Genomic DNA, 23,891 nt, shown 5'->3' with positions numbered 1-23,891 from the left:
CCGGCGGGGCCGTGGAAGCGGGGAACGATGCGGGGGGCTGGCGAAACCATTGGGGCAAACTCCTGTTCCGCCTCCTGATCGGCTCTTGACGGCTATCAGTCAAATCGTATGTTCTTATATTCCTCATTGGTTTCACTGATATGCGCCATGCCCAGCTCAAGGCCTTCCATGCCGTCGCCGTCCATTGCGGGTTTTCCCGCGCCGCGGAGCGGCTGGCGCTGACCCAGCCTGCCGTCTCGGATCATGTGAGGAAGCTGGAAGAAATGTATGGCGTACAACTTTTCAACCGCACGCCCAAGGGCGTGGAACTGACGGAGATCGGACGCAAGCTGTTCACCATCAGCGAGCGGCAGTTCGAGGCAGAGTCAGAAGCGCTGGAACTGCTGTCGCGCGCGCGGACGCTGGAGGAAGGGCAGCTCACCATCGGCGCTGATGCGGCCTCGCATGTGCTGCCGCAGGTCGCCCGCTACCGCGCCCGCCATCCCGGCATTGCCATCCGCATGGTGTCGGGCAATTCGGCTGATTTGCTGGACCAGCTCGACGCCTTCACCATCGACATCGCTGTGACAGCAGAGCGGCCATCATCGGAGGCGATCCAGTCGCGGCTTCTCCGGCGGGACAGGCTGGTGGCAGTGACGCGGCGCGAAGAAAAATTGCCCCGCGCGCTCACGCTGGAAAAACTTTCCAATTTGCCGCTGGTGCTTCGCGAAGACGGGTCGGTGACGCGCCGCCTGCTGCTGGATGAATTTCGCGCCCGCGGCCTCAAGGCGCAATCCGCCATCGAGATCGAAAGCCGGGAAGCCGTGCGCGAGGCGGTGGCGCAGGGCCTAGGCGTGGCTGTCATGTCGGAAGGAGAACTCGCTCCCGACGCGCGGCTTAACACCGTCAAGATTGCGGACTGGGAGGCTGAGATGGCGGAATGGCTGCTGTGCCTCAAGGCGCGCGCCGGGTTGCATGTGATCCGCTCGTTTTTTGACGAAAGTCCCGCTCAGGCAAGCGGCGTCCATAACACCTGATCGATCCGCGTGGCGCCGGTTGCGAGCATGATCAGACGGTCAAGCCCCAGCGCCACGCCCGAAGCCTCGGGCATCATCGTCAGGGCTTCGAGAAACTCTTCATCGATGGGATAACGCTCGCCATAGATCGCCTGTTTCAGGTCCATCTCGGCAACGAAGCGGCGGCGCTGCTCCTGGGCATCCGTCAATTCACCGAAGCCGTTGGCCAGCTCAACGCCGCAGGCATAAAGCTCGAAGCGTTCAGACACGCGGGGGTCATACGGGCTGGTGCGGGCCAGTGCGGCTTCTACAGCCGGATATTCATAGAGCACTGTCGGCGCATGACTGCCCAAATGCGGCTCGACCCGTTCCACCAGAATGCGGCTGAAAATATCGGACCAGGTATCATCCTCGGCGACGCGGATTGACGATTGCACGGCTAAGGCATCACGGTCGGCATTGCCGTCCCGATCAAGGGTCTGCAGAAGGTCGACGCCCGCATGACGCGCAAAGGCATCAGCCACCGTCAGCCATTCAGCTTCGGCCAAAGGATCGATGGCATGGCCCCGCCAGCGGAAGCGCCGCGCTCCCGCCGTTTCCGCCGCAAGCCGGAGCAGCGCCAGGCTGTCGTCCACGATCTGCCGGTAAGGCTCTTCCACGCGATACCATTCGAGCATGGTGAATTCGGGGGAATGGGTGAGGGTGCGCTCACGGTTGCGGAAGACATGGCCGACGTTGAAAATCCGGCGCTCGCCCGCCGCCAGCAGTTTCTTGCAGGAAAATTCCGGCGAGGTGTGGAGATAGCGGGCTTCCCGGCTGGCATCTGGCTGGATCAGGCTGGTTTCAAAGGCGTGGAGATGCGCCTCGTTTCCGGGCGAGACCTGCAGCGCCGCGCAATCCACCTCGATGAAATCCCTGTCCGCGAACCAGCCGCGGATGGCCGCCACGATGCGGTTGCGGGCCAGGAGAAACGGCCTCCGGTCGGCGTGGCGATCCGGCGAAAACCATGGCGAAAGGCGTGGCGGCACGGGTTTCTCCGGGGGGTTGGCTTCACGGAATGCGGCTGCTATTACCCCGCGCGGCTTATCTCCGCAATTCCAGGAAAGAACAGGCAACAGTGGTCAAGATCATTGCAAGCGGCGTTCGCAAGGGCAACGTCATCGAACATGAAGACGGCAAGCTTTACGTGGTGCTGAAGGCCGAAAGCATGCACCCGGGCAAGGGCACGCCCACCACCACCATCGACATGCGCCGCATCTCGGACGGCATCAAGACGGTGGTTCGCTACAAGACGGTCGACACGCTGGAACGCGCCTTCGTCGAAACCATCATGCACACCTATCTCTACCAGGATGGCGAGCAATATGTGTTCATGAACCCCGAAAGCTTCGAGCAGATCAGCCTGTCTTCGGACATGGTGGGCGATTTCGCGCCCTATCTGCAGGAAGGCATGGAATGCCAGATCGCCCTGTTCAACGGATCGCCGATCTCAATCGAAATTCCGCAGCGCATCGTGCTTGAGATCGTCGAAACCGAGCCGGCGATCAAGAACCAGACGGCTTCTTCATCCTTCAAGCCGGCGCTGCTGTCCAATGGCGTGCGTACCATGGTGCCGCCCCACATCGTGTCTGGCACCCGCATCGTGGTGGCGACAGAAGACGGCTCCTACGTGGAACGCGCCAAGGACTAACGGCGGACAAACACCGCCACAGTTTCTACATGCGATGACCATTTGAACTGGTCGACGGGGGTCACGCGTTTCAGCGTGTAGCCGCCGCCGATCAGGATTTCCGCATCGCGCGCCAGCGTCTGTGGATCGCAGGAAACGGCGACTGCCGTCTTGACCTTTGATCTCGCAAGCTGGCGCGCCTGCGCTTCCGCCCCGGCGCGCGGCGGATCGAAGACCACGGCGTCAAACTCCTTCAGTTCATTCGCCACCAACGGCGCCTTGAAGAGATCGCGCACCTCGGTGGTGAGGGGCTTCAGGCCGCTCGTCTCGCGATGGGCGCGGATGAGCGCGGCGATGGCGGCCTTGTCGCTATCAGCGGCAAACACCTTGGCGCGCACGGCGATGCGGAGTGCAAAAGGCCCGCAGCCGCAGAAAAGATCAGCCACCACCTTCGACTTGCCAAGGCCTTCCAACACAAGCGCAGCAAGAACGGATTCCCCTTCCGCCGTGGCTTGCAAAAAACCGCCCGGCGGAATGACAACCGGCGCGCCGCCCATGGTGATGACGGGCGGGCGGCGCGTGACGATTGTTTCGCCATTCACGGAGAGACGCGCCAGATCATGCGTCTCGGCAAAGCGCGCCAGTTTTGGCGCTTCGCGTTCCACCACCTTGCGCTCCGCCTTCACAGCAGCATCAACGCCAGTCTCCGTTGCGGTGAGAACGGCATCGCCATCACCCAGCACCGCGGCGAGGCTGCGCGCGATATCCGGCCCGCGCGAAAGAGCAGGCACCAGAATGGGGCAGGCGGCAATATCGCAAAGATCGTGGCTGCGCAGCGCCATGAAACCGGCACGCGGCTCTCCGTCGCGATAACGGAAATGCAGGCTGACACGGCGGCGGCCCGCACCATGGGTATCGACGAGATCATCCACCTCAGCCTTGATACTGCGCTGGGCGAAAGATTGAATCACCAGATCGCGCTTCCAAGCCCCATAGGCCTGCTCCGCCATGTGCTGCAGCTGGCAGCCGCCGCATTCTCCATAATAGGCGCAGAAGGGATCAACGCGATCCGGCGAGGGCCTGTCAATACGGAGAAGTTTTCCTGTCTCCGCATCCACCGTCACATCCTCGCCTGCCAGAGTGCGCGCGACGAAGACCGTTTGACCATCGTGCGTGGCTATGCCTTCGGCGCGGCGGCCCAACGCCTCAATGTGAAGATGCTGTTCAATCATCGGAAGACAAGGGATAGGCCAACACGATGCCGAAGCCGGAGACAAGACCGATCCGCACCGGCCCCAGCGCAACGTTGGAAAGCGTGAGCGTGGAGCCCAGCGGCACGTCACGCTTCTCCAGTGGCCATTTCACGCCATCGAGATCGAGGCCTAGCAGGTCACTAAACGGCGCAATGCTAAGACGGCTTCCCGTAGGGATGTCCAGCGGGATAGAACCCGGCAGAAGCGGCCGCGCCTCTTCATGCCCGCTGGTGGTAAAACAGGCGATGCCCGTTTTCGCTAGATGCAGAAGCTGGCCGAGGTGCCCCAGCACGTGATCGGCCTGGCCGCCCATTCCGCCGACGAGAACGATGCTTTTTGCGCCGCGCTTCAAGGCTTCGGCAATGGCCAGCCCGCCATCGGTGGTATCCTTTTCAGCCGGGAACACCTGGCGGGGAATGTCGCGGTACTGGATCGCCAGTTCAGATCCAGCGGAATCGAAATCGCCCACCCAGAGTTCCGGCATGAGGTTGAGGGCCGCCGCATGCATCATGCCACTGTCTGCGGCGATGACGCGGGCGCCCCTGATCTGGGCGCGGAGCCTTGGCGTAACCGTGACCTCACCCCCCAAGAGAATGGCAAAACTGCTCATGCCAGCCCTCTAGCAGAAGAAGCTTGCCTGCGCACGGCCCAAGCTTTACATGTGGCCTTGCTCTCAACGGGGTGCCACGCCAGTGGCTGAGAGGGGCTAACGCCTCAACCCGCTGAACCTGATCCGGATCATGCCGGCGGAGGGATTGCGGGCGGAACGGGTCACCTGTTCCAAACCTCCATCCACGGCGCATGGAGGTGTTATGAAAAGAATAGTCCCCGCCCTCGTCGCCTTGCTCTGCCTTGCTGCGCCCGCCGCCGCCAAGGATGTGCTGACAATCTACACCTATGACAGTTTCGTGGCCGATTGGGGCCCGGGCCCCAAGATCAAGGCGGCCTTCGAGAAGACATGCGATTGCACCATCGCATGGGTGGCGCCCGGCGATGGTGTGGCGCTGCTCAACCGCCTGAAGCTTGAAGGCAAGAGCAACAAGGCCGATGTGGTGCTGGGTCTCGACACCAACCTGACGGCCGAGGCGGCCAAGACCGGGCTTTTCCGCAAGCACGGGCTGGATCTTGCTCTCGCCAAAACACCGGTGCCATGGACAGATGAGTTTTTCATGCCGTTCGACTACGCGCATTTCGCGGTGGTCTACGACAGTGAAAAGATCAAGACGCCGCCCGCAAGTCTTGATGAGCTTGTGCATGGCGATCCCCAGCAGAAAATCGTTCTGGAAGATCCGCGCTCTTCAACGCCCGGGCTCGGCTTCCTGCTGTGGATGAAAAAGGTCTATGGCGACAAGGTGCCTGAGGCCTGGGCCAGCCTCAAGCCGCGTATTCTCACCACCGCACCGGGATGGACGGAAGCCTATGCGCTGTTCACCAAGGGAGAAGCGCCAATGGTTCTCTCCTATACCACGTCGCCAGCCTATCATGTGATTGCCGAGAACACGGCGCGCTACAAGGCGGCGGCGTTTTCGGAAGGGCACTACCTGCAGATCGAGGTGGCGGGCGTCACCGCAACATCGCAGCATCAGAAGCTGGCCGATGATTTCCTTCGCTTCATGATGGGGCCGGGGTTTCAGGATGAAATCCCCACCAACAACTGGATGTTCCCGGCAGGCACAACCTCGGCTCCGCTGCCGGCCGCTTTCAATGATCTGGTGAAACCCGCCAAATCGCTGCTCTATGCGCCGGATGAGGTGGACCAGAACCGCCGCGCGTGGATCGATGAATGGCTGAACGTCATGGCGAAGTAATGGGGCGACACGGCGCGGCGGCCATCGCGCTGGCGCTGATCCTCGCTTTGATTCTGGCGGGATTTCTGCCTGTCGTCATGCTGGGTATGGGCGCGCCTGTGAGCGGCGATCCCTATCTTCTGCGGGTGACGCTGTTCACGCTGTTGCAAGCCGGGCTTTCGACGCTGCTCGCTATCGCTCTCGCCCTGCCTGTGGCGCGGGCATTGGCGCGGCAGGGTTTTCCTGGGCGCGGGCTGATCGTGAAGCTCTTCGGCCTGCCGCTGGCGCTTCCGGCCATCGTTGTGGTGCTGGGCATCACCGACATTTACGGCGCGCATGGATTTCTGGGTGGCAGTATTCCCATTTACGGGCTTACCGGCATTCTGCTCGCGCATGTGTTTTTCAATTTCCCGATGGCGGTACGGATGATGCTCACTGCCTATGACGCCATTCCCCCGGAGCATTTCCGCTTGGCCACGCAGCTTGGATTTCGCGGCGGTGCGATCTGGCGGCAGGTGGAATGGCCACAGCTCCGCACCGTGCTGCCGGGCATCGCCATTCTCATCTTCCTGCTGTGTACGGCGAGCTTTACCGTTGTCCTCACGCTTGGCGGCGGGCCACAGGCAACGACGCTGGAAGTGGCGATCTATCAGGCACTGCGGTTTGATTTCGACCCGCAGCGCGCCGTGGCACTGGCTCTCGTCCAGCTCGCGCTCTGCACCAGTCTTGCATTGCTGGCGCAGAGGTATGGAGCAGCGTTTGCTGCCTCAGGCTCCGTCAGGCTGGGCATCATTCGCTATGATGGAAAAACCTTCCGCTCACGGATGGCCGATTTTCTGGCCATCATCATTTCGCTCCTGATCTTCCTGCCGCCGCTTGCCGCCGTCGTAGCGGATGGGCTGATGACATTTCATGTATCGGCTCTGCTGCTGCAGGCCGTGGCGACCAGTCTTGCGCTCGGTGTCTCCTCCGCCCTCATCGCCACGCTGCTTGGCTGGCCGCTGGCGCAGGCCGCGGCGCGCGGCGTCTGGTGGCCGCGCCTGTCTTCAGCGGCGAGCCTTGGCGCTCTGATGCTTCCGCCCGCGGTGCTGGCGACAGGCTGGTTCGTGCTGCTGGTGCGCGGTGGAATTGCCATCCCGGCGGTCCTGCTGGTGGTGGCGATGAGCAGCCTCGCGGCTTTGCCTTTCGTCTACACAACGCTTGCGCCCGCCATTGCCGCCGAAGCTGCGCGGCATGACCGGCTGTGTGCGAGTTTGGGTATCTCCGGTTTCGCGCGCTTCCGGCTCATTGATGTGCCGGCGTTAAAGAGGCCGCTCGGATTGGCCTTCATCATGGCGGCCGTGGTGTCGCTCGGTGACCTCACGGCCATTCTCCTCCTGGGATCGCAGGACATGGTGACGCTGCCCGCGCTGATCTACCGCCAGATGGGAAGCTATCGCAGCACCGATGCGGCGGGCACGGCCCTTGTGCTGGCGGTTTTTGTGCTTGCCCTCGTTGCACTGGCCGACCGGTGGAGGACTGCGCGTGATTGATCTTCAGGACGTCAGCTTCCGCTATGAAGACATGACGATGTCCTTCACGCTGGCTGTGCCGAAAGGCGTGTTCGCGGCGGTGATCGGGCCAAGCGGCAGCGGCAAGTCTACTCTTCTGTCGCTGATCGCCGGATTTGAACGGCCTCTCTCGGGCCATGTGAGTCTAGACGGAGAGGACATGACGGATGTTCCACCGGACAAGCGGCCGGTGAACATGATCTTCCAGGACAACAATGTGTTCCCGCATCTCGACCTTTGGCAAAACGTCGCCATTGGCGTTGCGCCATCGCTTCGGCTGACGGCGCAGCAGACACTTGCCGTCGATGCCGCTCTCAAGCGCGTGGGGCTGTTCGATCTGAAACACCGCAAGCCCGGTGACGTGTCGGGCGGCGAGCGGCAGCGCGTCGCCATCGCCCGCGCGCTGGTGCGGGACAGGCCCATCCTTCTGCTGGATGAGCCCTTTGCGGCGCTGGGCCCAGGCCTTCGCGCTGACATGCTCGGCCTTCTTTCCGATGTACAAAAAGAACGCGGCCTCACCGTTCTGATGGTGACGCACCAGCCGGAAGACGCGCTCGCGGCGGCGAGCCTGACGATTTTCATCGCCGATGGCCGGGTGCGCGCCGCGCGGCCGACGCAGGAACTCTTCGAGGCAACCGATCTTCCGGACCTCAGGGCCTATCTCGGGGACTGGAGAAGTGAGCGGCGATAGGCTAGGTCCCCGCCATGGCTCGAACTCCTTCTCAATCTCCGCGACATTCACCTGACGTTCGGCGGCGCGCCTTGCCTTGACGGGGCGGAGCTGACATTGGCCGATGACGAGCGGGTGGCGCTGGTGGGGCGCAATGGTTCCGGCAAATCAACACTGCTCAAGATCGCCGCCGGGCTGATCGAACAGGACGGCGGCGAGCGCTGGGTGCAGCCCGGCACCACCATGCGTTACCTGCCGCAGGAACCCGATCTCTCTGGCTTCAAAAGCGTGCTCGACTATGTGCTGGCCGGGCTTGGGCCGACGGACGATCCGCACCGCGCCACCTATCTGTTGGAGCGGCTGGGGCTTGATGGCGGGGCCCTCCCTTCGCATCTCTCCGGCGGTGAAATCCGCCGCGCCGCCATCGCCCGTACGCTGGCGCCCGAGCCCGACATTCTGTTTCTCGACGAGCCAACCAACCATCTCGATCTCCCCGCCATCGAGTGGCTGGAAGAAGAGCTTCTCGGCATGCGCTCCGCCTTCGTCATCATCAGCCATGACCGGCGTTTTCTCGAAAAACTCTCCAACCGCACGGTGTGGCTCGATCGCGGCACGACACGGCGGATGGAGCGCGGCTTCGCGCAATTCGAACAGTGGCGCGACCAGGTGCTGGAGGAAGAGGAAACCGCGCAGGCGAAGCTGGCGCAGCGCATCGCCGCCGAAGAACACTGGATGCGCTATGGCGTGACGGCGCGGCGCAAGCGCAACATGCGGCGTGTCGGGCTTCTCGCCTCGATGCGAAAGGAGCGGCGGGAGCATGTGGGCGCTTTGGGCAGCGTGCGGTTGACGGCATCCACTGGCGATCTGTCGGGGCGGCTGGTGGTGGAGGTGAAGAAGGTCTCCAAATCCTTTGGGGACCGTCCTATCGTGTCCGCCCTCGATCTTGTCGTCATGCGCGGCGACCGGCTGGCGATCGTCGGCCCCAATGGCGCAGGCAAGACGACGCTCATCAAGCTGTTGACCGGGCAGATGGAACCGGACAGCGGCAGCATCCGGCTGGGCACCAATCTCCAGACCGTGACACTGGACCAGAGCCGGCAAAGCCTTGATCCCGATGCACTGCTGGCAGACGTCATCACCGCCGGGCGGGGGCAAAGCGTCACCATCAATGGCGAGACGCGCCATGTGGTGAGCTACATGAAGGATTTCCTGTTCCGGCCGGAACAGGCGCGGACACCGGTTTCCGTTCTCTCCGGCGGCGAGCGCGCGCGGTTGATCCTGGCGCGCGAGATGGCGAAGCCTTCCAACCTTCTGGTGCTGGACGAACCGACAAATGACCTCGATCTCGAGACACTCGATCTCCTGCAGGACATGCTGGGGGACTACACCGGCACCGTTCTGCTGGTGAGCCATGACCGCGATTTCCTCGACCGTGTGGCGACCTCGGTGCTGATGTCGGAAGGCGAGGGCCGGTGGACCGAATATGCGGGCGGCTACTCCGACATGGTGGCGCAGCGCGGGTCTGGGGTTGAGGCGCGGAAGGTAAAAACAACTACCGTTCCCGAAAAGCCCGAAGCCTCGGCACCCCCCGTCAAATCCGCGTCACAACGAAAACTGTCCTTCAACGAAAAGCACGCTCTCGAGACACTGCCGCGCCGCATGGAAGAGCTTCAGGCGGAGATTCTCAAACTGGAAGCCGATATGGCCGATCCGGCCCTGTTCGCCCGCGATGCCAAAGCGTTCAACAGCATCGCATCCAGCCTCGCGGCGGCGCGCGAGGAACTTTCATGCTCCGAGGAGCGCTGGCTGGAACTGGAACTGAAACGCGAGGCGCTGGAAAACGGCTGAGCTACCAGCCGCCACCGCCGCCGCCCCCACCGCCGCCGCCCGAAGAGCCGCCACCGCCCGACCCCGAACTGCTGCCCGGCGCCGTCGAAGCGGTCGACAATGTAGATGCAAGGCTTGATCCCAGGCTGTCGGTGAAGCCGCCGATATTGCCGGGGTTCCAATGGCTGCCGGAGTACCAGAGCGGTGCCGCAGCCCCCGCAACAGCCGCCGCCGCCAGAACGCTGGCGAATTTGGCGTTCCATTCATTCTCGCAATCCAGCGCCAGCGCATAGGGCAGGTAACGCTCGAAGAGTTCCGGCGTTTTCTCCGGCGGGTTCAGCATGTCCAGGCGCTTTTCTTCCGCCGTCTTCATATACATGCGAAAGCCTTCAAGCTGATCCAGCAGCGTGCGGCCCGAAACGGTTGGGGCGCGCAGAAGATGGAGGAACACCACGTTCATGACGGCGAGCAGCGCGGCGGCAGCGATGATCCAGAACACCCGCAGCGAACCGCCTGAGAAGAACATGCCCACCGGCACCGCGACACCCGCGATGATGAACGGCACGAAGAACAGCATGCCAAGCACAGAGCCAAGCTTCTTGAGAATGCCCTTGGCCTGCCATGCCGCCGCCACCGCACCCCACACCATTCCGATGATGACCGTCCACCACACGCCCATCCAGACGATGGAGAAAAAGGCGGTGCCTCGGTCCTCGCCCGGCAAAAGGAGAGCGGCCAGCGCAATGCCCGCCACGGAAATCAGCGCGCCCGTGATGAACCAGCTGATGTTGCGGACAAAGACGCTGCCGACATATTCATTTTCCAAAGCCTTCTGCAGCCCCGACCGGATGGGCCGTATGACGGCATTGTTCTTCTGCTTCAGCTGCGTGCGGCCAGCGGGCAAGAGGCTGTAAAGCGTTTTTTCAGCTGCCGTGAGCGGCTGTCCGCTGTCAGGTTTCTTTTCGATGGCATAGTCGCCATCGTCATCAAAAATCTTCAGGCGGCCTTTGACCGCAAGGCTCACCAGGGCGGCAGCGAACGTGCGATTGTCGAAATCCTGTTTCCACACGAAGCGGGCACCGGCGGGGCCCAACACCGGCGGCGGCGTGAAAAGCGGAACGATGGTGCCTTTCGGCGGATCGCGCCCCACGCGCGCCCAGGCATAGAGATAATAAAGACCGGCTCCCAGCAGCGTCAGAAGGCTCATGAAGATGCCGGCATTGTCACTCAGCCACCACCACCATTTCTGGCTATCGGTCGGCGGCTGCAGAATGCCCTTTTGCCAGCCAACTGCTACTGTAAACCCCTCTCCAGCCGCAAGCGGGCGGGTCGTTTCGGCGCGATAGATATTGCCGGAAGAGTCGAGAACCTGCGCGTCGTTGCCTCTTGATCCCGCGTATCCTGTATATTCCGCATGCTGAAGAATATTTGCGCCTTCCGGCAAATGGATCAGCACCGACGCCCTGTCGATGGGAAACTTCCAGCCATTGCCGGTGACGTTCCAGTAGAGTTCATCAAATTGATCGTAGAACCCGATCTGCCGCGTGGTTTTGTAGGTGATGACGTAGACATGCGGGCCGTAGGGGATCAGCGTATCGGCATCGCCGATCTTCACGCGCGTGCCGCGATCAATTGATTCCAGCGTGTAAGGCTCGCTTCGCCCGTCGCGCGTGACGCTGGCGACGTCAAAACCCACGCGCATGGTCTGGCCGTTGCGATTCGTATAGGTGGTCGGAAAATCGCGGAAAATGCCGTGGCGGATGTCATCGCCCTCGGCATTCGCGGCAATGGTTTCCTGAACGCTCAGCGATGCATCGGCGTTGACGGTGACATCGCTTTGAAAACTGGTGATGCGCTCATCAGCCCATACAGGTGCTGCGAGGCAGATCAGGCAGGCAAGAAGCGCGAAAAGCCGCCGCATGATGATCAGGGCTTGCTGAAATCAACCTTCGGCACTTCGCGGGCCGCCGCATCGCCGATCTCGAAGAACTCGGCTTTCTGGAAGTGGAAAAAATTGGCGACGATATTGGACGGGAAGCTCTCGATCATCGTATTGAGGTTGCGCACCGCGCCGTTGTAATAGCGCCGCGACATCTGGATTTCGTCCTCGATGCCTGCAAGCTTGTCCTGAAGGTCGCGGAAATTGGCGTCAGCTTTAAGTTCCGGATAGGCCTCGGCCACCGCGAAGAGCCGCCCCAGAGCCGCCGACATCGCCTGCCCCACCGCCGACTGCTCGGCCACGCTGCTGCTGCCGCTGATGCTTTTGGCGCGGAGATCGGCAATATCGCGGAAGAGCTTGTCTTCATGCGAGGCATAGCCCTTCACCGTTTCGATCAGATTGGGAATCAGATCGGCGCGGCGGCGCAGCTGGACATCGATGCCGCTCCAGCCTTCGGCGGCCAGGTTCTTGTTGGTGACCAGCGCATTATAGGCATAAGCAAGGTATCCGCCGATGATGACGATAAGGGCCAGAAGGCCAAGGCCGAACGACATGGGGGTTCTCCGCTCCAGACGAGGTTGCGGAGTATCGGGCTTCCCGCATCCGGAGGCAAGCGGTCAGGCGGCGGCGGGGGCCGTGACGGCGCGTTCCGCAATTTTGGCGGATTCCTTGGCCCGTTCGGCCTGACGTTCCTCCCGCCGCTTCAAGAGCTCAAAGACAATCGCGCCGGCCAAGGAAATGCCGATGATGATGACGGCAAGCGCCGAAAGGGCCGGCGTCGTGCCCTGGCGCACCTGACCGGCCAGCACCGTCACCAGCGTCTTGTCGGCAAGGATGGCGAAGGTCGTGGTGTTGTAGTTTTCGAACGAGGACAGGAAGCCGATCACCGCGGCGGAGATCAGCGCCGGTTTCAGGAAGGGCAGAAGGATGTGCCAGAACACCTGCGGATAGGATGCGCCGAGATCGAGCGCCGCTTCCTCCTGCGCGCGGTCAAAGCGCTGCAGGCGCGCCATGATGATGAGAAGCGCGTAGGCCGAGACAAAGCTCGCCTGGCCGAAGATGGCGAGAATGATGCCCTTGTAAAAGACAGCCTTGGTGACATCGGTGACCGACAGCACGTCCTTCCAGAAAATCACCGTCGAGATGCCGATGATGACGCCGGGCGTGAGCACGGGCGAAATGGTGATGAGATAAAACAGCCCGCGCGCCCGGTGATAGATCTGGCTCATGATGATCGAGGCGGCGAGGCCGACTGGCACCGACAGCGCCACCACACCCAGGCCGATGATGATGGAGTTCCACAGGCCTGCCATCATGGCGCGGTCGTTCCAGAGCTTCACGAACCAGTCGAGGGTGAAACCCTCGAAGGGCACGGCCTGCGGGTAGCTGGAGGTGTTGAAGGCGGTGACGCTCATCACCAGCAGGGGGCCGAAGAGATAGAGGAAGAAGAGGAAGATATAGAAGCCGATCATCCCCCGCATCACCAGTTTCGAGCTCATCGGATGGTCTCCCCGAGCGAAACCTTGAAGAGCCTTAGCATGAGCATCACGAAGGCGATGCAGGCGGCAAGCAGGATGAAGGCATAGGCGGCGCCGCGCGGCCAATTGAAGTTCTGGAAGAAGAAATCATAGATGATCGAGGTGAACCACAGGGTGCGTGGGCCACCGAGGAACTGCGGGGCGGCCAGCGAACCGGCGGACAGCATGAACACCATGGTGCAGCCCGATGCGATCCCGGGCTTTGCATAGGGCATCACCACATCCTTGTGGATGCGCCACCAGGGCGCTCCAAGGTCGCGCGCCGCTTCCACCTGATTCTTGTCGAGGCTTTCGATGGCATTATAGAGCGGGAAGATCATCACCAGCAGATAGGCATAGGAGAGGCCGACATAGAGGCCAGTATTGTTGCCGAGAAAATCGATGGGGGCATCGGTGAAGTGCAGGCCCATCAGCGCCTGGTTGATGAGGCCTTTGGAGGCGAGCAAAAGCCTCAACGCAAAGGCGCGGAGGATTTCATTCACCCAGTAGGGCACGATCAGGCCCAGCATCAGCAGGCGCACCTTCTGCGCCGTGCCGACCTGCGCCATGTAGAAGGCAAGCGGATAGCAGATAGCGAAATTCAGCGCGGTGACCGCCACCGAAACCAGAATGCTGGTGAGGAAGGCCCAGATGTGGATGGTGTTGAGCGTGCCATCGGTCGGCGTGATGATGAAGGACTTGTACTGCTCGATGGTCAGGAAATCATTGGGGCCGCCGCGCTGCATGGGTGGCAGGCGGGGATGGAAGCTCTCCACCACCATGTAAAGATAAGGCAGGCTGACGAGGAACAGCGTCCAGAAGGCCACGAGCGCGATGAAGGTGATCGACAGCGCGGTGCCATTGCGCTCGAAAAAACTGCGATGATTGGGGTCGTTGCTTTGCCGGCCTTCGCGTTTCGCCATCAGCCAGAACATGGCGATGACCGCGAAGGGAAGAATGAAGACGAAGGCGCGGCTACTCACGGGCCATCTTTCCTTCCGGCAGCACCACGCCCATGGCCGGATCATAGGACACGGTGGCTTTCTCGCCCTGATCGGGAATAGCCGCGCCGCCGCCGCGGCCCACCGTCATGGTGACGTCCTTCTTGCCAGCGCCTTTCAGGAAGACGTGGGTGGCGTTTCCTTCGAAGGCGGCGCTCAGCGTTTCGGAAGACAGCGTCGCATCCGCGGCACCCTTGCCGAGCTGCAACGATTCCGGCCTGACGAAAAGGATGGCGCTGTCGCCTGCCTTCAATCCCTTGGGGTTGCGGCCGCGCAATGCGCCGAACGGCGTATCAATGACCGCACCCGTCTTGTCGGCCTTTTTCACCTTGCCGGTGAAAGGATTGTTCTCGCCCACGAAGGAGGCAACGAAGGTGGTATCGGGCTGGTCATAGATGGTCTTGCCGTCCGCCACCTGCTGGATCACGCCATCGCTCATCACCGCGATGCGGTCCGACATGGTGAGCGCTTCGCCCTGGTCGTGGGTGATGTAAATGAAAGTGATGCCCACCTGCTTCTGGATGGCGCGAAGCTCATTCCGCATGTGCTGGCGCAACTTGAGGTCAAGCGCCGACAGGGGCTCGTCCAACAGCAGCACCTTGGGCTGCACCGCCAGCGCACGCGCAATGGCGACACGCTGTTTCTGGCCGCCCGACAATTCTCCTACCAGCTTGTCACCCTGGCCGGGCAGCGCGATCAGCTCCAGCAATTCGTCCGCTTTCTTGCGGCGCTCGGCCTTTCCCTGCCCACGCACGCGGAGTCCGTAGGAAATATTCTCGGCCACGCTCATCAGCGGAAACAGGGCGAGATTCTGGAAGATCAGCGCGGTTGGGCGCTTGTTGGGGCCAATGCCCGCCATGTCCTGCCCGCCGATGCGGACGGTGCCTGCGGAGGGATCAAGAAACCCGGACACGGTGCGCAGGATCGTTGTCTTGCCGCAGCCGGAGGGACCAAGAAACGAAAAGAACTCGCCGCCCTGAATGTCGAGCGTCGCATTGTCGACGGCGGTGAAATTTCCGAAGCGGACCGAAACGTGGTCCAGCTCAACGCCAGCACTCATCCTGAAACCACCCCTGTCCCCAGCGCCGGGTCTTTGCCCGTTTCGCCGATCATCATCCATCGAACCCGCGGCAAGCGCAAGCAGAACCTACCGCACTGCAAAACAAGCCAGCCCCGGAGTTGCTCCGGGGCTGCCACAGTCCTGTAACGTCAGACGATCAAGCCGCCTTGAACTTGTCCACATACTGGCTGCGGATTTCCGCATACCAGGAGGGTTCGGCCGGCCAGGGCCAGAGGTTCTTGAGGGCGTCGCCCGGATAGGCTTCCTGGAAGATCTTCTTGGCCTGATCCGACAGCTTGGCATCCGCGCCGGTGACGACGGGGTTATAGCCCGACCCTTCGGCGACGGCGGCGGAGGCTTCCGGCGTCTGCAGATATTCGAGGAAGGCGTAGACCTGATCGAGGTTCTGCGCCGGCTTCAGCAGCGAGAGGCCGTCAACCCAAGTGATGGCGCCTTCGAGCGGAGCCTGATACTTGACGGGCTTGCCGGCCTTCCAGAGCGAGATGGGGGGGCCATCCCAGGTCTGGCCGATCCACACGTCGTTCTCCATCAGGCCCGACTTGGTGTTGTCGGCGGAATCCCAGAACTGCTTCACCCAGGCCTTGTGATCAATGGCAAAAGCCAAGATCGGATCCCAGATTTTCTTGAAGCTGTCGGCATCCTTGTAGCCATCGAGCATGCGGTTGGACGGCAGCTTGCCGGTCTTGTCCATCCACAGACCGATGCCGAGCAGGAACGAGTGGCCGCGGCCCTGCGTGTGGCCCTTCACATCATCTTCCCACAGCGAACCGAAGCTCAGCTTGGCGGGGTCGCCTTTGTACTGGTCGGTGCGGTAGGAAATCGCTTCCGAACCCCAGCAATGCGGCAGGTGGTAAAGGCCGCCGTCCCATGTCCAGAGCTTGGCCGAGCCTTCCATCATGGAGGGAAGGATGGCGCTGGCATTCTTGACCTTGTTCATGTCGAAGGGGGCCAGCACGTTCAGATCGTGATACTGCGGTGCACGGTTCAGCGTGGGCTGGCAAAGGTCAAAGCCTTCGCCGCCGGTCGCCTGCAGCTTGTTGATCTGCTCCTCATTCTGCGAGAAGGGCGTCTGGTTCACCTTGATGCCGGAGGCCTTTTCGAAGTTCGGGATCACCGGATCGGGAAATTCGTCCGACCACATCAGCAGATTCAGTTCGCCCGAGGACGAGAGGGCATTGCGGGTGACGAGCGGGAAGCTCAGGCCCACGGCGCCCAGTGCGGCTGCTGACTTGAGCATCGAGCGGCGGGAAAGCATGGCCGCGCGCATCGTCTCCTGCGCCGAGGTCATGGGTGTCTTCTTCTTCATGCTATTAATCCTCCTGGATGGCGGCAGGCGGAATGCCAACCGCTGCAATTTTTGAGCTCCCTCAAAATCCTGTCCGGTGTGACCGGCTTCTTTGATTTCATTTCAGGACATTATGACGGTCCTGTGAAGGGTGGCAATGGGGTTCCGGAATCTGGCTCCAGCCCTGTGCCGGGTCTGGACTTATCGGCTGGCGCCGCGCCTGATGTGCAGGTCGAACCGCCATTTACTGACGGGCAACGTCCAGAGATAGAGCGCACCGCACAGCGTGAGGGTCAGCCATGGCGCCACGAAAAGGCCGAATGCCACCAATGCGGCCAGAAACAAGGATGGAATAAACAAGAGCCGCATGGCCTTGCGGCTGATCGCCTTGGCCGAAAAGCTGGGCCATGCCGACACCATCAGGCCTGACACCACGGGGACGGCAAAAAGGGCAAGAGTGACGGCTTGCGCTTGCGGCAAGGCTTCGCTGTTCGCGGCATAAACCGGCAGCAAGGCCAGATAGGCACCGCCGGGCGCGGGGATCCCAACGAAGAAATGCGACTGCCATGATGGGCGGTTCTGGTCAGTCACCGCGACATTGAAGCGTGCAAGGCGCAGGGCCGCCGCCGCCACAAGGCAAAGACACACAAGCCAGCCTGTTGCTCCGTAGGCGGACAATCCCCAGCGGTAGAGGATGAATGCCGGGACAGCGCCAAAGCAGACGACATCGGAAAGCGAATCGAGCTCGGCGCCGAAGCGTGAGGCGCTGTTCGTAGCCCGCGCCACCCGGCCGTCGCAGGCATCGAGAAGCCCCGCCATCAGCACGCAACCGATGGCGGCCGAAATCTGATCCTGATCGGCAAAGATGAGGCCCGTCATGCCGAAGCAAAGCGCCAGAATGGTAACGGCATTGGCGGGGATATGGCGGACATAGGCATCCGCGTGCGGCCCAAACCACAGACGGACCATTCCGTTCACCGCTCTCATCCAGCCGTCTCCTCTTTTTTGATCGCAGCTTGCGGCAGCGGCTGGTTCTGCTGCGGTTCGAGATAGCGCGCCTTGAGATCAACGGGGTTCCAATGGATGGCCGAGCCGAACAGCCCGAAGATATCGCCGCTGGTGAAAGCGGGTGCCCGCGCGCTGCCGTCGAACAGTGATTTATCGTATCGCATAGAGATATCCTTTTCGGCATAGCCCATGAGATGAAGCAGCGTGGGCGCGATGTCGAAGTGACTGGCGCTGCCCTTCAGTTTCTGCGCACCCGCAGCCAGCGCCGCGCGAGTGGCGGGATCAGGGGAAAAGACCATCAGCGGCACGACGCCCATGCGCGGATCGGGATCATCGACCTGGCAATGCGTGAGAAGGTTGGGATCAAGCGTCTGAGCGTGATCGGACGTGTAAACCACTGTGGTGTGGGAGAGATCGGCTGCCGCGAAGAAGTTGCTCATGAACCTGTCGACGGACCATGCAATGGCGTTGCGATAGGAGGCGATGCGGCCCTGCTGAGTATCGGACGCCGCTTCCGCCATGGTGGGATGGAACTTCGCCTGCTCAACCGGATAGGCATGGTCATAGGGAAAATGCGCGCCGTTCTTGTTGGCATAGATGAAGACCGGCCGATTGCCCACCAGCTCCTTCTCGACGATCTTCGCCAGCTCTTCATCGGCATGGGCACTGTCGACATTGCGGATGGCGTAGAAGGCGTCGATCTGGGCTTTCTCGTCCAGCGTCATGAAGTTCTGCATGAGGCCGGGATTGGTGATGCCGCCCGCCTGCGCATCGATGAACACAGTGCGGAAGCCCGCCTTCTTCGCATATTGCCACAGCGTCGGGCTGGTGTTCACCGATCCCACAATATCTTCACGCGACGCAGCGAAGCGGAGAATGGCGTTGGAATAATTGCTGCAATTGCCGCCCGATACGGCAGGGCCGAAATTCACGAAACGGTCCGCGAGGCTGGCGATGCCGGGCGTATAGGGATTGCCGGGCGTGAAGTCGATGTAATCGGCGCGCACGCTTTCGTCGACGAGCATCAGAATGTTGCGTGTCGAGGGTTTCGCTTCGGGCTTCCATGTCACGGCCTGACGCTCGGGGCTGCCCTGCAGCATGACCTTGGCTCCGGCAAGAGACGACAGGGCGATGGGCGCGAATTGCACGGGAAGCGATTGCGAACCCCCGCCCGCCTTGTCGAGCACGATGCCGCCGATCACCAGAACGGGAACAAGAGGCAGGGCCGCCGACCATGACAGCAGGCGCTTCATGCCCGCGCGGGCGGGCACCGGCGGCAAGATGATGAGCAGTGCCCCAATCACGAATACGCCCCCCGCGAGGATCATCTGCATGCCATAGAAATCCGCCGCACGGCCTGCTTCGTGACGGGCATTCCACAGCGAGAGAATGTCAAAGACCGTCAATTCTGACTGGCTGGCGCGGTGATAACCCCAGGCAACGGCGGTTGATGCCGCAATGAGAAGGCCCCAGAAAACTCTGACGCTCCAGCGCGGATGAAGAGCCACGGCCACCACCGCCAGCGCCGCAAGGGCCCAGATGAAAAGAAATGGCAGAAGTGTTCCAAAGCGGTGATTGTCGAGAAGCAGCGCGATGCGCTGGCCAAATCCGAAATTGGTGAGAACCATGAAGGCTGCCAGCAAGGCGAGCTTGAGCGCAATGAGCCGTCCATTCCACGGGCCGGGCGCTCCGGGCGCCAGCAAGGCGCGGTCTTGGCGAATGGTCACGGGAGCGGCCTCCATGTCAGTTTTGCGACAGCTGGATGACCCTTCTGCAACAGCGTTGCCAGATTGCCTTGACGCGCAAATCGCGGTTAATGAGGCCATGCATGTGACGTTTGAACAGCTTCAGTCGCTGGCGGCGGGAAAAGCCACGCAATCAGGCGTGTCAGACCCTGCCGAAACCGGCTGGGGTACCGCCTGGCTCGAGGCATGTGGCTATGGCGGGGTGAAGCTCCTGACCGAGGCGCTGTCCGAGCCGTTTTCAACCTTGCGCCTCGACCGGGATGCTCTCGGGCTTGACCTTCACAATGTGAGTTGTGCGGCAATCGGACCGGCAGTGGCGCGTGATGTCGTGAAAAATGGCCGGGCTTTTCTGCGCAATGTCCGGCATGGGCTTTTCCTGCTGCCTTTCGCCGTGCGTGAAAACATCAGCATTGGCTGCCCGATTGATCCGGCTTTCGCATTGGGCGGCGAGCGCAGCAAAAATCCTTATGCGGAAAAGCTGGCGCTGGCCCACGCGAACGGCCTCGATATTGATGACTCCGCGTGGGTGGCCTTCGCGGCGCTGGCGGGCTAGAACCCGCGCTTCATCTTTTGGAGCAGCCATGGCCGGACCACTTTCGCATCTCCGCGTTCTCGATCTTACCCGTGTCTTGGCGGGACCATGGGCGACGCAGCTTCTGGCCGATTTCGGCGCCGAGGTGATCAAGATCGAAAAGCCCGGCGAAGGCGACGACACGCGCGGCTGGGGTCCGCCCTTCATTCGAAATGCCGATGGTTCGCAGGGCGACGCCGCCTATTTCGTTTCGGCAAACCGCGGCAAATGGTCGGTCGAGATCGACATGGCGACGCCCCAGGGCCAGAAGCTGATCCGCGAACTGGCGGAGAAGTCCGACGTGGTGATCGAGAATTTCAAAGTCGGCGGGCTCAAAAAATATGGCCTCGACTATGAGAGCCTGAAAGCCGTGAACCCCCGGCTGGTTTATTGCTCGATCACCGGCTTCGGGCAGGAAGGCCCTTTTGCCCAGCGCGCCGGGTATGACTTCATGATCCAGGGTATGGCCGGGCTCATGTCGGTCACCGGGCAGCCCGACGGCATGCCGGGTGCCGAGCCCATGAAGGTGGGCGTGGCCTTCGCGGATATCTTCACCGGGCTTTATGCCGCGCTCGGCATTCTGGGGGCGCTGTTCCACCGCGAAAAGAACGGCGAAGGCCAATATATCGACATGGCGCTGCTCGACACGCAGGTAGCGGTGCTGGCCAACCAGGCGCTGAACTATCTGGTGGGCGGCAAGGCACCGGGACGGCTCGGCAATGCCCATCCCAATATCGTGCCGTACCAGACCTTCCAGACAGCTGACGGCTATATCATCATGGCGGTGGGCAATGACCGGCAGTTCCGCGAATATTGCCGCATCATCGGCGTGCCGGAGCTGGCTGAAGATGCAAAATACCAGACCAATGCGGGCCGGGTGCAGAACCGCGCGGACCTCATTCCCTTGCTGGCCCGGCAGATGACGGCGCGCAGCACGGCGGAGTGGGTCGAGGCCTTCGAGGCGGCGGCGGTTCCCTGCGGCCCCATCAACAGCATCGACCAGGTGTTCGCAAATCCACAGGTGCTGGCGCGCGGGCTGCAAATCGGGCTCACACGGGATGACGGCGTTCAGGTGCCGGGGGTGGCGAACCCCGTCCGTTTTTCGGAAACCCCGGTTGCGTATGAAAAGCCCGCACCGAAGCTGGGCGACGGCACGGAAAAGGTGCTGAGGGATGTCCTTGGAATGGACGACGCGGCGGTTGCCAGACTGAGATCAGAGGGCGTTATCGGCTGACGCACGGGCCGTTGCGCGTCAACGGCAAATCGGCCATCATTCCGGCATGGCGTTCAAGCGCCATTCAGTTACGGGGGCGTTTTCTGATCTTTCGTGCCGCAACCTCAACAGAGTTGAACCCCGCATGATCAAGCTCATTCCTCCCACAGCCATCGCCGCAATTCTGCTCTCCGCCATTCCGGCTTTTGCCAATGATACCGTCAATTTCACCATGACAGCCTCGCAGCCTTCGCTGCGCGACAATTCGCTCAAGGACACCTTCGCGGTGGGATTGAGCGACCCAAAGGTGATTACCGAATTCAAGCTCACCTGCGAAGGCGCGCAAGGCGGCATCATTTCCAGCACCGATGAAACCTGCGCGGTGACCGGCAACGGCGCGCTGATCAATCCTTCTAATGGCCAAAAGCTGCAGCGCACGCAATATTCGGGCGGCTGGATCGTCAAGTCTGATGGCTTCACGGACGGCGCGCAGATGGCCGTCAACTATCTAGCACTCGGCAAGGTGCCCGCCTCCAGCGGCCGTTTTTCCGGCAGCATGATGCTGAAGCCTGAAAATCCCAGCACCACGGCCACGCTGCTGCGCGATTCGATTCTCAAGAAAATCAAATCCACCAACACCGGGCTGATCGACGAACGCGTCGACACCATCCAGTTCAACAATTTCACCGTTCCCTCCGCCGGGCTTCCTTCCGAGAAGGGCTGCGTGTGGAATGGCGACATGGTCTATTCCTATCAGACCGAATCCTGGTTCATGGATGTTTCGACCAAATGCTCCGGCAAGGAATACAAGCTCAAGGGCAACATGCCCTTCACCGAGACGCCCAATGTCGGCAACCAGCACCAGTATGACCTGACGCTGACGCTTCCTTCCGGCGACGAAAGCTCCGACGATGCGCTGTTCGTGAAGCCGACTGGCGATGCCGACCTCTTTGCCGCCGCGGATGGCATCAGCGGGCAGATCATCATGAAGGAAAGCGCCTATGTGGATGTGGATACCGATGGCCAGACCGACAAGGTCGCCTCGCAGATCGAAGCGACCGGCTCGCTGACTGGCCAGAATGTTTCGCTCGAGGCTGTACGGTCGCTGGGCGTCATCATCGGCGTCCTGTCGCGTACCTTCTTCGGAGCCTGATCCCCTATGTCCCTCCTCGGCACCATCATCATCGGCTTTATCGTGGGCCTGCTGGCGAAGTTCCTGGTGCCGGGGAAAAACGAGCCAAAAGGCTTTGTGATGACCACGCTGCTGGGGATCGTGGGGGCCTTTGTCGCCACGTTCCTCGGGCAATTTTTCGGGTTTTACCGGGCGGGGGAAAATGCGGGCTTCATCGGCGCGGTAATCGGGGCGATCATCGTCGTCTATATCTGGGCCTATTTTAACCGCGCCAAGCCGGCCTGACCCTTCATTCCGGCTTCGTCCGGCCTTTTTTCCATGTCGTTTTCAGGCGATCCGCCGCCTGCGGAACGGGGCATAGGAATTGCCATTATGGCCAACCTCGTCATCACCTACTGGCGCGACATACCCTCCGCTGTTTCCGTCAAGATCGGACGCCGGGAAGAAAAGCGCATGCTCGCCGACCGTTTCCAGGAAGCGATCGACATGGCCGCCATGCGGGGCGGCGCTTCGGACACCGATTCATATCTGGCCGACTGGCGGCGCGCAGAGCCCATCGCGGTGGGCGACGATCTTGCCGCCGAGGCTGACAAGGCCAAGGCCGATCTGGAAACCCGGTTCACACCAGAAAAACTCAAAGCCCTCATCGCCAATGGCGGGAAAGCCTGACCCATGACCCATACTCTCGTCGCCTCCGCCACCCGCGAGCACATCATCGGCTTCGACAGGCCCTTCACCATCATCGGCGAGCGCATCAATCCCACCGGCCGCAAGAAGCTGGCGGCGGAAATGCAGGCCGGAAATTTCGAGACCGTCATCAAGGACGCAATCGCGCAGATGGAAGCGGGCGCGCACATCCTCGACGTGAATGCCGGCGTCACGGCGGTGAACCCGAATGAGTCCGAACCGCCGCTCATGAAGCAGACCATCGAAATCGTGCAATCGGTCAGCGACCTGCCGCTATGCATCGATTCCTCTGTCAGCTCCGCGCTCAAGATGGGCCTTGAAACTGCGAAAGGCCGTCCGCTCGTCAACTCTGTGACGGGCGAGGAAGAGAAGCTTGAGGCCATCCTGCCGCTGGTCGCGAAGTACAACGTCGCGGTGGTGGCGATCTCCAACGACGAGACCGGCATTTCGGAAGATCCGGATGTCCGCTTCGCGGTGGCCAAGAAGATCGTCGAGCGCGCTGCCGACCACGGCATCAAACCGCATGACATCGTGGTCGATCCGCTGGTGATGCCGATTGGCGCCATGGGCACGGCGGGGCAGCAGGTGTTCCGGCTCGTCCGCCGCCTGCGCGAGGAGCTCAAGGTCAACACCACCTGCGGCGCGTCCAATATTTCCTTCGGCATGCCGAACCGCCGCGCGCTGACCGGCTATTTCCTGGCGATGGCGGCGAGCCACGGCATGACCTCGGCGATCATGAATCCGCTGCATGATGAAGATATGCATGCGATCTTCGGTGCCAATGTGCTGAATGGCACCGATGCGCATTGCCGCTTCTGGAACAACAAGTTCCGTGAAATGACCACGGGCCCTTCGGCTGCCGCACAGGCGGCCGGCCTGCAGTCCTCGAATGAAGAGATCGCGGCCCGCAAGGCCGCGCGCGAGGCGCGCCGCCGCCGCTAGAAGTCCTGCGCGTTCACGG

The 23,891-nt window shown here is 61.7% G+C and carries 23 protein-coding genes and 1 riboswitch; of the genes, 12 read left to right on the top strand and 11 right to left on the bottom strand.

Annotated elements, in window-relative coordinates; all coding sequences use genetic code 11:
• Window positions 1-140 precede the first annotated feature (140 nt).
• A complete protein-coding gene (locus QM694_RS13690) occupies window positions 141-1,016 on the top strand; it encodes a LysR substrate-binding domain-containing protein (RefSeq protein WP_415007487.1) in 876 nt (291 codons plus the stop codon).
• Here QM694_RS13690 and epmA read toward each other — a convergent pair.
• Window positions 989-2,023: an EF-P lysine aminoacylase EpmA gene (gene epmA, locus QM694_RS13685; protein WP_415007486.1), complete on the bottom strand. Its 1,035-nt coding sequence runs from the start codon at window positions 2,021-2,023 to the stop codon at window positions 989-991. The genes QM694_RS13690 and epmA overlap by 28 nt on opposite strands.
• Before the next feature lie 89 nt (window positions 2,024-2,112).
• On the opposite strand from epmA, the gene efp reads away from it, so the two are divergent.
• Window positions 2,113-2,685, top strand: a complete 573-nt coding sequence (gene efp / locus QM694_RS13680; protein ID WP_415007485.1) for an elongation factor P — start codon at window positions 2,113-2,115, stop codon at window positions 2,683-2,685.
• Here efp and QM694_RS13675 read toward each other — a convergent pair.
• Both QM694_RS13675 and QM694_RS13670 read right to left on the bottom strand, forming a co-directional pair.
• Window positions 2,682-3,896, bottom strand: a complete 1,215-nt coding sequence (locus tag QM694_RS13675; RefSeq protein ID WP_415007484.1) for a class I SAM-dependent RNA methyltransferase — start codon at window positions 3,894-3,896, stop codon at window positions 2,682-2,684. The genes efp and QM694_RS13675 overlap by 4 nt on opposite strands.
• Window positions 3,889-4,527 (bottom strand): thiamine diphosphokinase, encoded by a 639-nt coding sequence (locus QM694_RS13670; RefSeq protein WP_415007483.1) that lies wholly within the window; start codon window positions 4,525-4,527, stop codon window positions 3,889-3,891. The genes QM694_RS13675 and QM694_RS13670 overlap by 8 nt, the downstream gene beginning before the upstream one ends.
• 57 nt (window positions 4,528-4,584) lie before the next feature.
• Window positions 4,585-4,689, top strand: a riboswitch (TPP riboswitch).
• A 40-nt stretch (window positions 4,690-4,729) separates the two neighbouring features.
• On the opposite strand from QM694_RS13670, the gene thiB reads away from it, so the two are divergent.
• Genes thiB through QM694_RS13650 form a run of 4 tightly spaced genes read left to right on the top strand, consistent with a single transcriptional unit; the run spans window position 4,730 to window position 9,772 of the window.
• Window positions 4,730-5,725 carry a thiamine ABC transporter substrate binding subunit gene (gene thiB / locus QM694_RS13665; protein WP_415007482.1) on the top strand — a complete coding sequence of 332 codons (996 nt, stop codon included), beginning with the start codon at window positions 4,730-4,732 and terminating at the stop codon, window positions 5,723-5,725.
• Window positions 5,701-7,236 carry a thiamine/thiamine pyrophosphate ABC transporter permease ThiP gene (locus QM694_RS13660; RefSeq protein ID WP_415007481.1) on the top strand — a complete coding sequence of 512 codons (1,536 nt, stop codon included), beginning with the start codon at window positions 5,701-5,703 and terminating at the stop codon, window positions 7,234-7,236. The genes thiB and QM694_RS13660 overlap by 25 nt, the downstream gene beginning before the upstream one ends.
• A gap of 31 nt (window positions 7,237-7,267) precedes the next feature.
• Entirely contained in the window at window positions 7,268-7,945 is a 678-nt protein-coding gene (locus QM694_RS13655) for an ATP-binding cassette domain-containing protein (RefSeq protein ID WP_415008632.1), read from the top strand.
• A 45-nt stretch (window positions 7,946-7,990) separates the two neighbouring features.
• Window positions 7,991-9,772 (top strand): ATP-binding cassette domain-containing protein, encoded by a 1,782-nt coding sequence (locus tag QM694_RS13650; RefSeq protein ID WP_415008631.1) that lies wholly within the window; start codon window positions 7,991-7,993, stop codon window positions 9,770-9,772.
• A gap of 1 nt (window position 9,773) precedes the next feature.
• Here the strand turns inward: QM694_RS13650 and QM694_RS13645 are convergent, their stop codons facing one another.
• The 8 genes from QM694_RS13645 to QM694_RS13610 form a co-directional block, all read right to left on the bottom strand.
• On the bottom strand, window positions 9,774-11,672 hold the full coding sequence (locus tag QM694_RS13645) for a DUF2207 domain-containing protein (RefSeq protein WP_415007480.1): 1,899 nt from the start codon (window positions 11,670-11,672) through the stop codon (window positions 9,774-9,776).
• A 5-nt stretch (window positions 11,673-11,677) separates the two neighbouring features.
• Window positions 11,678-12,244, bottom strand: coding sequence for a LemA family protein (locus QM694_RS13640; RefSeq protein ID WP_415007479.1), 567 nt, complete (start codon window positions 12,242-12,244; stop codon window positions 11,678-11,680).
• A 63-nt stretch (window positions 12,245-12,307) separates the two neighbouring features.
• On the bottom strand, window positions 12,308-13,189 hold the full coding sequence (locus QM694_RS13635; protein WP_415007478.1) for an ABC transporter permease: 882 nt from the start codon (window positions 13,187-13,189) through the stop codon (window positions 12,308-12,310).
• A complete protein-coding gene (locus tag QM694_RS13630; RefSeq protein ID WP_415007477.1) occupies window positions 13,186-14,190 on the bottom strand; it encodes an ABC transporter permease in 1,005 nt (334 codons plus the stop codon). The genes QM694_RS13635 and QM694_RS13630 overlap by 4 nt, the downstream gene beginning before the upstream one ends.
• Window positions 14,183-15,268, bottom strand: coding sequence for an ABC transporter ATP-binding protein (locus tag QM694_RS13625; protein WP_415007476.1), 1,086 nt, complete (start codon window positions 15,266-15,268; stop codon window positions 14,183-14,185). Before QM694_RS13625 ends, QM694_RS13630 begins: the two co-directional genes overlap by 8 nt.
• Window positions 15,269-15,425: 157 nt before the next feature.
• Entirely contained in the window at window positions 15,426-16,595 is a 1,170-nt protein-coding gene (locus QM694_RS13620; RefSeq protein WP_415007475.1) for an extracellular solute-binding protein, read from the bottom strand.
• 180 nt (window positions 16,596-16,775) lie between these two features.
• The gene (locus tag QM694_RS13615; protein ID WP_415007474.1) at window positions 16,776-17,543 is read right to left on the bottom strand and encodes a CDP-alcohol phosphatidyltransferase family protein; all 768 of its coding nucleotides are present in this window, start codon (window positions 17,541-17,543) and stop codon (window positions 16,776-16,778) included.
• Between the two features lie 14 nt (window positions 17,544-17,557).
• Window positions 17,558-19,309 carry a sulfatase-like hydrolase/transferase gene (locus QM694_RS13610; protein ID WP_415007473.1) on the bottom strand — a complete coding sequence of 584 codons (1,752 nt, stop codon included), beginning with the start codon at window positions 19,307-19,309 and terminating at the stop codon, window positions 17,558-17,560.
• Between the two features lie 13 nt (window positions 19,310-19,322).
• On the opposite strand from QM694_RS13610, the gene QM694_RS13605 reads away from it, so the two are divergent.
• The 6 genes from QM694_RS13605 to QM694_RS13580 all read left to right on the top strand — a co-directional run bounded on the left by QM694_RS13605 (window position 19,323) and on the right by QM694_RS13580 (window position 23,872).
• Window positions 19,323-19,880, top strand: coding sequence for a hypothetical protein (locus tag QM694_RS13605; RefSeq protein ID WP_415007472.1), 558 nt, complete (start codon window positions 19,323-19,325; stop codon window positions 19,878-19,880).
• A gap of 28 nt (window positions 19,881-19,908) precedes the next feature.
• Window positions 19,909-21,132 (top strand): CaiB/BaiF CoA transferase family protein, encoded by a 1,224-nt coding sequence (locus tag QM694_RS13600; RefSeq protein WP_415007471.1) that lies wholly within the window; start codon window positions 19,909-19,911, stop codon window positions 21,130-21,132.
• Between the two features lie 124 nt (window positions 21,133-21,256).
• Entirely contained in the window at window positions 21,257-22,264 is a 1,008-nt protein-coding gene (locus QM694_RS13595) for a hypothetical protein (RefSeq protein WP_415007470.1), read from the top strand.
• 6 nt (window positions 22,265-22,270) lie between these two features.
• The gene (locus tag QM694_RS13590; protein ID WP_415007469.1) at window positions 22,271-22,528 is read left to right on the top strand and encodes a GlsB/YeaQ/YmgE family stress response membrane protein; all 258 of its coding nucleotides are present in this window, start codon (window positions 22,271-22,273) and stop codon (window positions 22,526-22,528) included.
• Between the two features lie 87 nt (window positions 22,529-22,615).
• Complete coding sequence (locus QM694_RS13585) at window positions 22,616-22,912, top strand: virulence factor (RefSeq protein WP_415007468.1); 297 nt, start codon at window positions 22,616-22,618, stop codon at window positions 22,910-22,912.
• A 3-nt stretch (window positions 22,913-22,915) separates the two neighbouring features.
• On the top strand, window positions 22,916-23,872 hold the full coding sequence (locus QM694_RS13580) for a methyltetrahydrofolate cobalamin methyltransferase (RefSeq protein ID WP_415007467.1): 957 nt from the start codon (window positions 22,916-22,918) through the stop codon (window positions 23,870-23,872).
• Window positions 23,873-23,891 lie beyond the last annotated feature (19 nt).

The organism is Aestuariivirga sp., from assembly GCF_047602625.1.
Lineage (GTDB): Bacteria > Pseudomonadota > Alphaproteobacteria > Rhizobiales > Aestuariivirgaceae > Aestuariivirga.
Note: the sequence above shows the minus strand (reverse complement) of the source record. Positions and strands in the feature narration are given on the sequence as shown.

What these genes read in the sequence shown, in the direction of transcription:
- QM694_RS13690 (WP_415007487.1), top strand. Translation starts at nt 141, where the DNA reads ATGCGCCATGCCCAGCTCAAGGCCTTCCATGCCGTCGCCGTCCATTGC.
- QM694_RS13675 (WP_415007484.1), bottom strand. Translation starts at nt 3,896, where the DNA reads ATGATTGAACAGCATCTTCACATTGAGGCGTTGGGCCGCCGCGCCGAA.
- QM694_RS13670 (WP_415007483.1), bottom strand. Translation starts at nt 4,527, where the DNA reads ATGAGCAGTTTTGCCATTCTCTTGGGGGGTGAGGTCACGGTTACGCCA.
- thiB (WP_415007482.1), top strand. Translation starts at nt 4,730, where the DNA reads ATGAAAAGAATAGTCCCCGCCCTCGTCGCCTTGCTCTGCCTTGCTGCG.
- QM694_RS13660 (WP_415007481.1), top strand. Translation starts at nt 5,701, where the DNA reads ATGGCTGAACGTCATGGCGAAGTAATGGGGCGACACGGCGCGGCGGCC.
- QM694_RS13655 (WP_415008632.1), top strand. Translation starts at nt 7,268, where the DNA reads ATGACGATGTCCTTCACGCTGGCTGTGCCGAAAGGCGTGTTCGCGGCG.
- QM694_RS13645 (WP_415007480.1), bottom strand. Translation starts at nt 11,672, where the DNA reads ATGCGGCGGCTTTTCGCGCTTCTTGCCTGCCTGATCTGCCTCGCAGCA.
- QM694_RS13640 (WP_415007479.1), bottom strand. Translation starts at nt 12,244, where the DNA reads ATGTCGTTCGGCCTTGGCCTTCTGGCCCTTATCGTCATCATCGGCGGA.
- QM694_RS13635 (WP_415007478.1), bottom strand. Translation starts at nt 13,189, where the DNA reads ATGAGCTCGAAACTGGTGATGCGGGGGATGATCGGCTTCTATATCTTC.
- QM694_RS13625 (WP_415007476.1), bottom strand. Translation starts at nt 15,268, where the DNA reads ATGAGTGCTGGCGTTGAGCTGGACCACGTTTCGGTCCGCTTCGGAAAT.
- QM694_RS13620 (WP_415007475.1), bottom strand. Translation starts at nt 16,595, where the DNA reads ATGAAGAAGAAGACACCCATGACCTCGGCGCAGGAGACGATGCGCGCG.
- QM694_RS13615 (WP_415007474.1), bottom strand. Translation starts at nt 17,543, where the DNA reads ATGGTCCGTCTGTGGTTTGGGCCGCACGCGGATGCCTATGTCCGCCAT.
- QM694_RS13605 (WP_415007472.1), top strand. Translation starts at nt 19,323, where the DNA reads ATGTCAGTTTTGCGACAGCTGGATGACCCTTCTGCAACAGCGTTGCCA.
- QM694_RS13600 (WP_415007471.1), top strand. Translation starts at nt 19,909, where the DNA reads ATGGCCGGACCACTTTCGCATCTCCGCGTTCTCGATCTTACCCGTGTC.
- QM694_RS13595 (WP_415007470.1), top strand. Translation starts at nt 21,257, where the DNA reads ATGATCAAGCTCATTCCTCCCACAGCCATCGCCGCAATTCTGCTCTCC.
- QM694_RS13590 (WP_415007469.1), top strand. Translation starts at nt 22,271, where the DNA reads ATGTCCCTCCTCGGCACCATCATCATCGGCTTTATCGTGGGCCTGCTG.
- QM694_RS13585 (WP_415007468.1), top strand. Translation starts at nt 22,616, where the DNA reads ATGGCCAACCTCGTCATCACCTACTGGCGCGACATACCCTCCGCTGTT.
- QM694_RS13580 (WP_415007467.1), top strand. Translation starts at nt 22,916, where the DNA reads ATGACCCATACTCTCGTCGCCTCCGCCACCCGCGAGCACATCATCGGC.